Annotated in this window: 5 protein-coding genes and 1 pseudogene; 2 read left to right on the top strand and 4 right to left on the bottom strand. The window is 71.3% G+C overall.

Annotated elements, in window-relative coordinates; translation table 11 throughout:
- Window positions 1–70: 70 nt before the first annotated feature.
- Together Q5762_RS36390 and istB are read left to right on the top strand one after the other, a co-directional pair.
- Window positions 71–511: pseudogene (locus tag Q5762_RS36390) on the top strand (IS21 family transposase); the annotation flags it as partial.
- The gene (istB, locus tag Q5762_RS36395) at window positions 508–1,278 is read left to right on the top strand and encodes an IS21-like element helper ATPase IstB (protein WP_315896613.1); all 771 of its coding nucleotides are present in this window, start codon (window positions 508–510) and stop codon (window positions 1,276–1,278) included. The pseudogene Q5762_RS36390 and the gene istB, both read left to right, overlap by 4 nt.
- Before the next feature lie 12 nt (window positions 1,279–1,290).
- On the opposite strand, the gene Q5762_RS36400 is transcribed toward istB, so the two are convergent.
- The 4 genes from Q5762_RS36400 to Q5762_RS36415 all read right to left on the bottom strand — a co-directional run bounded on the left by Q5762_RS36400 (window position 1,291) and on the right by Q5762_RS36415 (window position 9,741).
- Window positions 1,291–1,554, bottom strand: coding sequence for a hypothetical protein (locus Q5762_RS36400; RefSeq protein WP_315896614.1), 264 nt, complete (start codon window positions 1,552–1,554; stop codon window positions 1,291–1,293).
- A 1,209-nt stretch (window positions 1,555–2,763) separates the two neighbouring features.
- Window positions 2,764–6,657, bottom strand: a complete 3,894-nt coding sequence (locus Q5762_RS36405) for a caspase, EACC1-associated type (RefSeq protein ID WP_315896615.1) — start codon at window positions 6,655–6,657, stop codon at window positions 2,764–2,766.
- Window positions 6,654–7,073: an effector-associated constant component EACC1 gene (locus Q5762_RS36410; RefSeq protein ID WP_315896616.1), complete on the bottom strand. Its 420-nt coding sequence runs from the start codon at window positions 7,071–7,073 to the stop codon at window positions 6,654–6,656. Before Q5762_RS36410 ends, Q5762_RS36405 begins: the two co-directional genes overlap by 4 nt.
- 157 nt (window positions 7,074–7,230) lie before the next feature.
- Window positions 7,231–9,741 (bottom strand): ATP-binding protein, encoded by a 2,511-nt coding sequence (locus Q5762_RS36415; RefSeq protein WP_315896617.1) that lies wholly within the window; start codon window positions 9,739–9,741, stop codon window positions 7,231–7,233.
- Window positions 9,742–9,810 lie beyond the last annotated feature (69 nt).

Below are 9,810 nucleotides of genomic sequence, written 5' to 3' on the forward strand. Positions count from 1 at the left end.
CTTCCACACAGCATCACTTCCAGAAGTTGCCCTACACCAACTCCCTTTCATGTTCAGGACACAAGACCAGGGAAAACGCACCGACAAGAGCGACTATCCGCCGGAGAAGATCGCCTTCCAGATGCGGACGCCGGTCTGGTGCCGAAGTCAGGCGTCCGAGGTCGGCGACGCCTGCCGGGAGGTCGTCGACCAGCTGCTGGAGGTCAACGTGCTCTATCGGCTCCGCGCTGCCCAGGGGGTGCTCGGCCTGCGGAAGAAGTACGGCGACACACGGCTGGAAGCCGCCTGCGCCAGGGCCATCGCGGTCGGCGATCCGTCCTACCGCACCATCAAGGGCATCCTCATCGCCGGCACCGAGACCGATCCCGAGCCCGAGACCAGCGGAGACGCAGGGGCCGCGGCCTTCCTCCACGGCCCGGACCGACTCTTCGCCACCGTCGCGACCCCCGACACGACGGACGACATCCACGACGACCAGGTCCACGACGAAGCCGAGGTGGAAGCCCGATGACCGTGATGGACGCCGCCCTGCGGGAGTCACTCAAGGCCCTGCGACTGTCCGGCATGCTGGAGACCCTCGACGCCCGCCTGGCCCAGGCCCACGGCGGCGAGCTCGGCCACCTCGACTTCCTCCAGGTCCTCTGCCAGGACGAGATCACCCGCCGCGAGACCGTCGCGTTCCAACGCCGCCTGCAGCGAGCGAAGTTCGAACAGCAGGTCACCTTGGAGGAGTTCGACTTCACCGCCTCCTCGAAACTGCCCGCAGCACAGATCCGTGACCTGGGAGCCTTGCGCTGGCTGCATGCTGGCGAGTCGGTCATCCTCTTCGGCCCCGTCGGCGTCGGCAAGACCTACATCGCCCAGGCCCTCGGCCACCTCGCCGTCCGCCAGGGCGCCCACGTCCGCTTCGCCAAGACCAGCCGCATCCTCGCCGACCTCGCCGGCGGCCACGCGGACCGCACCTGGGAGAAACGGATCCGCGAACTCATCCGGCCCGACGTCCTCATCCTCGACGACTTCGCCATGCGACAGCTGTCCGCAGCCCAGGCCGACGACCTCTACGAACTCGTCTCCGAGCGCCAGGGACGCTCGCTGATCATCACGAGCAACCGGGCGCCCAGCGACTGGTATCCCCTCTTCCCCAACCCCGTTGTTGCCGAGTCGCTCCTGGACCGGCTCATCAACACCAGCCACCAGGTCATCATGAACGGCCCCAGCTACCGCCCGAACAAGCGGCCCAAGAACCCCACCGACAGGCCCGTCAAGCCACTCGCCTGACGACCCGGCCGGTCAGGATCCGGCGTCGGCGGGCCGCTGATGGCCGCAAGGCGCCGGATCGCCGTTCTTGTCGAAGACCTCGGCGTCGCTTCCTGAGTTCACCCACACCGTGATGCCCTGAACATGAACGACGACGTTGAACGGCGACTCCTCGGGCTCCGTCTCGGTCACGACGGTGAACTCCTCGCCCGGCCGCATCCAGTGATCAGTTCCCCACGGCTCCACCCAGAGGCAGAGCAGGTTGCCTGTCTCGTTACTCACGCTGGTCTTCGACACGCAGGCACTCTAACGAGCCGCGTCGTCGGCCCGAGACGCCTGGACCGGACCGGGCGCCTGGGGCATTACGTGAACTTCTGGCTGGGGAATTACGTGAGCGTTCACAAGAAACCCGTCACGCCTGTCCCAGTACTGGAAGAAGCCCACATTCCGCCGGAACCGAGGGCCCGCAGGGCATAGAAACGGATCATGACGGCGAAGATCGCCCTCTTCAACCATTTGTTCCGCAGGAACGAAAGGCCCGCGGGCCATGAATCCGCTATTCACCTCGAAGGGGACACCCGTGGCCGGTTGCTCCACCGCGCTGCTTCCGAGTCCGCCTTGCTCTCCGCATGGGGCAACGGGGACCGCCGTCGCTCTGGTCGTAGAGCCGGTAGCCAGCCGTGGAGTCCCCCTTGGTGAGTGGTGCTCCGCTCACGAATTCCGCAGCCACGAGATAACTGTTGGCCGGCTGCGGCTCGACATTGCCGCCCGCGACGACCAGGGGCGGCTCGTCGCCGTCGAGGTCCAGATCGGCGCCCGGAGACCACACACACCTGGGATCAACGGGCCGCATCAAGCACGCGCCCGAGTCACGCCCTCTGCTGTGATCCGATGCTCCTGCCACCGACCCGATCCGCCGAGGCTCATGTTGAAACTCACCAAACACGGCAGCGCGGGGCCGAAGCTATTCGGAGAGTTCCGATACCCGACTGCGCCATTACACCTTGCCCCCGACGCCCATCAGGCGGTGCTGGGTGGCTGGACGCGTCTGGAGTCCCAGCTGATCATCCCTGCGGCGGCGGCTTGATCACACAACTAGTAACCGAACGTAGTCGTGGTCGAGGCGAGTAGATCTTGCACGCCGCGCCTCCCCAGCGTCGGAGGGTGCACCCGTTGTGGGTGCGCCCTCCGACGCTGCTGCGTTTCCGGTACCGTCAGCAGCAGTGGTTCGATCAGTGATCGGCTTGAGAACGGGAAGCGAGCCTCTGACGCACGCCTTCGGGTGTGACGCACGTTTGACGCATGGCGCTCCGTGCGTCAGGAGGATTTGCCTCTGACCTGCACGTTTTCTAAGGGCGAGAGGCGTCTACGCGTTCCCGATGACGCACCACATGGAGTGCGTGCCGACTCTGGAGCCGGTGAAGAAGGACGCCTGAGCTGGGGTCTTCCGCGGGGCTCGGCGGGGAGTGAGGTCGGCGGTGCCTCGGACGGCGCCGCCGGTCTTGGTCAGGTGAAGAGGGGGTCCAGCATTGGCCGGCCGGACAGTACTCGCCAGGCAGGGAGTCGTATCGCATGGGACACCGGGGCGGGTTTTGCCCCGCGGCCGCCGGACGGGAGACCGAGCAGCAGGTCACCGCGTGCGTGGGTGAGGCGCAGGTGGCGGGCGGGAGTCTGGCCGAGTGGGGGGCCCGTGTCGATGAGCACCGCCGTGTTCTCGCCGTTCGCCGTGAACAGCAGGTCCACCGTGTGGCCGCCGACCACTGCCGCGCGTTCCAGGTCGGTGATGCCACGAGTACCGAGGTACTCCTGGAGCCGGTCGGCGAGTTCCTCGCGGAATCCGGATGCCGGGGAGTGCCGGGGGACCGTTTCCTGGTCTGCCGAGGTGTCCGCGCGCAGCACCGTCGAGCGCTCCGCCAGCAGGGCCGGCAGGCCTGCCTGTCGCTGCCAGAAGTGATGGCTCCCCACCGTGATCAGCTGCGACTTCGCCCGGGTGACCGCGACGTTCCAGAGGTTGACCTGGCTCGCCACCCAGTGCGTCGTCTTCGGCGGGGTGTTGTCCGTGGCCACCGGGCTCAGGACCATGACGTCGCGCTGACCGCCCTGGAAGGCGTGCACCGTACCGACCCGGACCCGGTCGTTACCGGCCCACACCCGGGCCAGCGTCTCCTTCTGCGCGCGGAAGGGCGTCACCACCCCGACGGTGGCGTCCTCGGGCAGCCGGATCAGCAGCTCGTCCACCGTCCGCCGCACCTGGTCCGCCTCGGCCTGGTTGCGCCAGGACCGGCCGCCGCTACCGGCCGCGGACTCGCCGTACGGCACGTCGACCCAGCCGAGCACCGGAGCCGGATCGGCCGTTCCCGCCGGATCGACCGGCGGGACCTGCCTGCGGACGTCGGTGAGGACCTGCAACTGGCCCGCGTAGCAGTAGCCGTTGACCACGTCCGCGATCTGCGGATGGCACCGGTAGTGCTCGTCGAGCAGCAGCGCCTCCTCACCATGTTGCGCGGCCGCGTGGTACGAGGCGTACACGTGGTAGGCCAACCGGTGGTCCTCCAACTGCGCGGCGGTCAGGCCCGCTCGTACACGGGCCTGCCGCTCCTGCTCCGGGCTGATCCCGGGGATGTGCCCGAGCTGCATCGGGTCGCCGATGATCAGCGCCCGCTCGGCCCGGAACAGCAGTGGCAGCACCGAGGGGATCGAGCACTGGCTTGCCTCGTCGATCACCACGAGGTCGAAGAGCTTCGGGGCGAGCTCGAGTTGGCGCACCGAGTGCGTACTGACGGCCCACGCCCTCAGGTGTGCCATCAGGTTGCGCTGGCTCTTCTGGAAACCCGAGCGCCTGCGCAGCGCCTGGAGCCGCTGGTTCATCAGCGACCGGCCCCGCCCCATGGCCTCGGCGGCCACGGAACGCGCCAGCTCCCCCGATACCTCGGAGGACGCGGTGGCGCTGTCCAACCGGCTCTGCTTCAGCGCGTCCTCGTCCCAGGCCTGATGCTCCGGTACGAGCTCCCGCAGGGCTCGCTCCACCGCCACCGTCTCCGCGAGGTCGAGCAGCAGCTCCGGTGAGGCAGGGCGCTCCGCGGCCCAGGCCGGCCACGAAGTCCCGGCGCCGCCGCCGGACGTACCCACGAGGGCTGCGAGAGCCCGCCCGCGGCGCCACCCGCCGAGGGTCAGCCATCCGGCCCCGGCGGCTCTCCGGGCGCGCTCCTCCCAGCGGGCCAGCGCGGCCGGCTCCTCCGCGGCCCGGACATCCGCCAGCAGCCGTACGGGCAGCCCGAGCCCGTCCGCCCGCCGGGCCCGCTCACGGACCAGCTCCAGGAGGCGCGCTTCCTCTCCGATCCGTGCTGCCGCCTGCGCTTCGAGCGCAGCCGTACGCGCGTGGCGGTTGCGCAGCTCACCGGCCACGGTCGCGGCACCCCGGGACGGGGCCTCGGCCGGCTCGGCCAGCAGCCGGGCCAACTTCTCGGCCTCGCGTTCCCGGGCTTCCACGTTTCCGGTCCGGATGAGAAGGCCGGGCGAGATATCGTCGCACCGCTCGGCCACCACATTGACGGCCTCGTTGTTCGTGGACGCGACGAGTACGGACTGCCCGGCGGCGACGGCGGTCGCGACCACGGCCGTCACCACCTCGCTCTTCCCGGTACCGGGCGGGCCGGTCGCGACGGTGAGCCGGCGGGTCATCGCCGATGAGATCACCTGCTCCTGGCTCTCGTTGCACGGCCCCGGGGAGACCACCGTCACGGCCGCAACGTCACGACCTGTCCCATCCCCCTGGCCGCCGTCGCCCTCACCGGCCAAGAGCGCGTCCAGCGCGGTACCCGCGATCTGACCGGCGCGCGTCGACATCTGGAGCAGGTTGTCGACCAGACCCTCCGTCGCGACCCGCTCCATGCCGGAAGGTGCAAGCAGCACGGCGGCGTTGTGGGCACCGGGCCGCAGAGAGTCCAGCACGGACCGGTCGCTGAGCGAGGAGAGGTCGAGGGGCTCCAGCTCCGGAACGCCGAGCTCGGTCAGGAGCTCCCGTACCGCCTTGACCATCTGGGTGCCGTTGCCCTCCTGCCAACTCGGCTGCCAGCGGGCCAGCAGCTCGGCCGCCTCGTCGTCGGACAGCAGCGCGGTGACCACACCGGTGTGCAGGGACGGGACCCCGCTCGGACGCAGCAGGTCCCGGCCACCCTCGTCCGGGGTGAGTTCCATCGGCTGGACCAGCAGCGGCGCGATCCCCACCGCCGCCCGCCGGCGGCCGTCCCCGCCGCGTTCGGGCAGGGTGATCGCGGGATACCCGTACCAATATTCCTGGAGTCCGGCCGCGTCGGCCCGCGCACCCGTGGACTTCGGCTTGGGCAACTGGCCGGGGGCGGGGAAGGAGTGGCCGAGCCCGGACTGGATCGTCTCAGGGCCCTGCCCCAGCAGGAAGTAGGCGGAGCCCAGGCCGCTGTCGCGGTCGGGCAGCATGCCGGACGCCGCCTGGGCGCCGAGGCAGTGCGCGTAGTACCGCAGCAACCGCTGCCGGTCGACGCCCTCCCCGGCGTCCTGGGCGACGAGCTGCCGCGCCTTCAGCAGGGCGGGGGAGGCGTCGGACCGGGCGGCGGCCCGTGCCGCGTCGCGTGGTGCGTCGGGAAGACGGACGGGACGGGCGACCGAGCGGGCGAAGGGAAGTGAACGGGTGGCCCGGATCGTGGACTTGGTCGGGCGCTGTTCCTCGGGGACGCCCCTGCGCACCATTTGTGCGGTCAGGTACTCGAAGAGGTCGTCCGGGGTGATCCAGCCCCCTTCCTTGATCCGCCCGCTCCGCAGGCCTTCCACGATCTCCCCGGTGAACCGGGAGGTCCCGAGGGAAGACCCTTCGGGTGCCATCGCGGACGCTGTCTGGAGTGCGTCGGAGGCGGTGATGAAGTACACGCCGGTCGGGTGCAGGAGCGTGCTGGGCTCGGGCCGTTCTTCGGCGTCCGTACTGCCCTTGGCCGTCCAGCCCTGGACCACGGATCCGCTGGAGCAGCAGTCCAGCAGCACCAGCTTGGACGCGGCCCGGCAGGACTGGAGCATGCGCTCCAGGAACTCGGCCGGGACGGCCGTGCCGGGCAGGTCGTCCGGGTCGGCGTCCCGGGTCAGGAAGTACAGCTGACCGTCCGCCTCACAGAACTGGCCGTGCCCGCTGAAGTAGAGCAGCGCCGTCTCGCTGGCCTCCCGCTCCTCCAGGAACTGCTCGACGGCGTACAGCATTTCGGCGCGGGTCGGCTCGGAGACCATCGCGCAAGCGTTGTACATGCCGATCTCGGTACTCTCCAGCACCGCCCGCATGTAGTGCAGGTCGGCCCGGACCGGCGGCAGGTCGTGGTAGCGGTCGCTGTCGTACGTGGATACGCCGATGAGCATGGCGTACCGGTCGTTGTCACTCACTGCGCGCCCGGCCCCGCTTCGTCGCCGTCCTCGGCCCTGGCCCCGGCCACACCGTCGGCCAGGAACCTGTCGATCAGCTCGCTGTCCGCCCGGGCCTCCTTGCCGGACACGCTCAGCGTCGCCCCGTCCGCCCGGGTGATGACGATGTTCCGCTGGGGTACGCGGGCCAGCCAGACCTGAATGCAGGCGGCGACGAGCGAGCCCCCGCCGAAGACCAGTCCGATCAGATCGGTGACCGGGCCGCCTTTGGCGGCCGCGTCCCCGGGCCGGGGACGCGGGATGTCGAGCGCGGCCCGCGCATCGGTCTCGGTGAGGGCGGCGAGCAGCTCGCGCGCCTCGCGCCGGGCGCGCAGCGGGTCGTCGTCGACGATGGCGACGTGGTGGCCGGCGGCGGCCGGGTCAGCGGTGGTGCTCACGTTTTCGTCCCCCTGGGTGTTCCCGTGCGGCGGATGCACGGACGGGGGAGCGTACCGAGGGCCTCATGCGGTGAACCCGCCAATTTCCGAAAATCCGCTGGTCAATGGCCTGAAATGGCCAGCTTCGCCCGTACGCCCTTACCCGGCCCCGGGCATCTCACGGGGCATGCTCCGGGAGTACCAGCCGTAGGGCCGCGCCCGTGAGGGTGGGGTGGGAGGAGGGGAAGACTTCCAGGTCCGGTTCGGTCGTCGGGGTGGCGAAGGCGCGGAGGAGTTGGCGGGCTCGGTGGAGGCCTCCTGTGCGGCCTTGTCGGCGGGCCGATGCGCTGAGGGTGAAGATTCTGCGGCCGGGGAAGTCGGCGGGGAGGCCCGGGCCGCTGTCCTGGACCTCGACGTGGACCTCGGGGGTCTCCGTCTTCGCCAGGATCTGGACCAGGCCGGCGTCCGTGCCCGCCACCACCCTGGCCGCGTTGTCGAGGACCTCGTAGAGCACCGCACGCAGCACGGGCTCCGGGACGTCCACGCGTAGGGTCGGCGGGCAGCGGACGTCCAGGATCGTGTCGGGGTACTGGGCCTGGCACTGTGCCGTCAGGTTGGTGAGGAGGGGGGCCAGGTCGGTGGGCGAACGATCCGACGTCGCGGCCAGCAGCGCCGGGTTCTGGTCGCGTAGCTCCGTCTCCGCCTCGGCGCGCTCCGCCGCCGATACCGTCGCGTAGCGGTTGCGTTCCCACTCGGTCCAGCCTGCCGGCGCCGCCACCTGGTCCGCGTGCTGTTCGTCACGGGCGTGCGCCAGGCGGGCCAGCAAGCCCGTCAGTTGCTGCTCGGCGCCCGCCCGCAGCATGCGGACGACGCCGCTCCGTGGCACCGTCAGGTGCTCGCCCGTCCCGTCCCCGGAGCGGGTGAGCAGGCCGCGCCCCACGAGCGCGTCGACACCCGCGCGGACCTGGTCCCTGGCCTCCGGCCAGTCCGAGCACGCCTCGGCCATGAGGAGGAGGTCCTCCGGACTGACCTCTCCGGTCGCCGGATCGCCCGCGGCCAGCGCCGCCCACCAGGCCGCCTCGGCGGCCGATCCACCGCAGCGGGCCACCAACTCCTCCTGCAGGGCCTGCACCAGGCCCTCGTCCCGCTGCCAGCCGCCGTCCGCCGCGGACCACAGATCCGACCCGGCGGCGACCGCCCGGTGTTCGGCGTAGCGGAACATGACCCGTAGCGACGCCGGATCCATCGCCGTGCCGTTCTCCATGGCCTGCGCGACGCCATGGCCGCCGCCGAGCGAGAGGTGAGTGATCCAGCGCAGCGTCCGCCAGGCGGTGTTCGGTTCGTCGCCGAGCACGGCGGCGAGCTCGCCCGCGCGGTCCCCGATCAGCGCCGTCACCGGCCACTGACGGGCGAGGACGCCCAGCAGGGCGGCGGCCCGGTCGTCGGGGAGGACGACGAGCCGGAGCAGGTCGCGCAGCGACAGCACCGCCGTGGCCTGGCGGTCGGTGTAGTCCTGGGCCGTGAGCCCCGGGGCGACGGCGACATGCGGTGCCTGGTCCGCAAGCAGGTCCGGCACGGCCGAAGTGCCCGGTCCGCCGACGTACAGGTCGACACGTCCGGTCGGGTGCAGCCGGGACAGCGCCTCGGCGCCGAACAGCCCGTCGAAGTACGTCTGGTGGAAGCGGCTCGTGTCGACCCGGCGGGCCACACCGCCGCGGCCCGACGCGCCGAGGAAGCGGTTGAGGGCGTCGGCGAACGCCTCGGCGGCCCGGGCCGAGTCGTCCTTCTGCAGCCGGTCGTACGCGGCCAGCAGATCCTTGCCGCCGTCGGCGGCCTCCCAGGAGGCGAACTCCGGGGGCCGGGCCGCCGCCGGATTCAGGTGGTACTCGAGGAACCTGTCCGGGTCCCACCGCGGGTTCCACGGTGGCAGCGGGGTGGTGGACTCGGGGATCGGCGAGCCGAGCGGCTCACGCCTCAACAGCGTCCGGGCGGCGACCAGTTCACCGGCCCCGATCAGCGCATCGACCCGCTTCGCGGTCGGCCCGCCGCGGGGCGCGGTGGCGTCGGCGGCCTGCCGTTCGAGCCAGCCGCGCAGCTCCAGGGTGAGGGGTTCCAGCCGCCGCGCCAGTGCGGCCGTCGCCGCGCCCAGGTCGTTGTCGGCGGCGGCCTTGCGGGAGTGGGCGCGCGCGGCGAGCGCCGCGACATCGAGCGCGTCGGCGGTGACGCCGGCCGCGGCGGCGCGGCGCTCAAGCTCCCGGACACGCTGGCGTACGTCCTCGCCCGCCGCGGCCCGCGCCGCCTCCAGCTTCCGGCCCAGCGCCTCCCGCTCGTGCGCGCTCAGGTCCGGGCAGTCCACTCGTACGTACGCGGCGGCGCCGAACTCGCCCCGCTCAAGCAGCTCCTCGCACACGGCACGGGGCGGCCTGCCCCCGGCGCGGGAGAGGACCGCACGGGCGAGGGCGAGCTCGACGCCCCCCGCCGCCCCGTTCCGACCGTCCCCGTCCCCGTCCCCGTCCGCGTTCCGCCCGTCTCCCTCCGCGTTCCGCCCGTCCGTCGGCCCGTCCCGTCCCGGCTCCGTCACCAGCCCGATCAGCACGTCCGGGAAGCGGAAGCGCCCCGGCCAGGTCTCCAGCAGGGACCGGTCGACCCGGACCACGGGAGCGTCGTCCACCGTGCTCTCCTCGCTCATTAGAGGACCATCCCTTCTGCAGCCCTCACGAGTAGGGTTGTGACCTCTCGGTCCCGGCGGGTGCATGGC

Source organism: Streptomyces sp. P9(2023), assembly GCF_032436795.1.
In the GTDB taxonomy this organism is placed as follows: domain Bacteria; phylum Actinomycetota; class Actinomycetes; order Streptomycetales; family Streptomycetaceae; genus Streptomyces.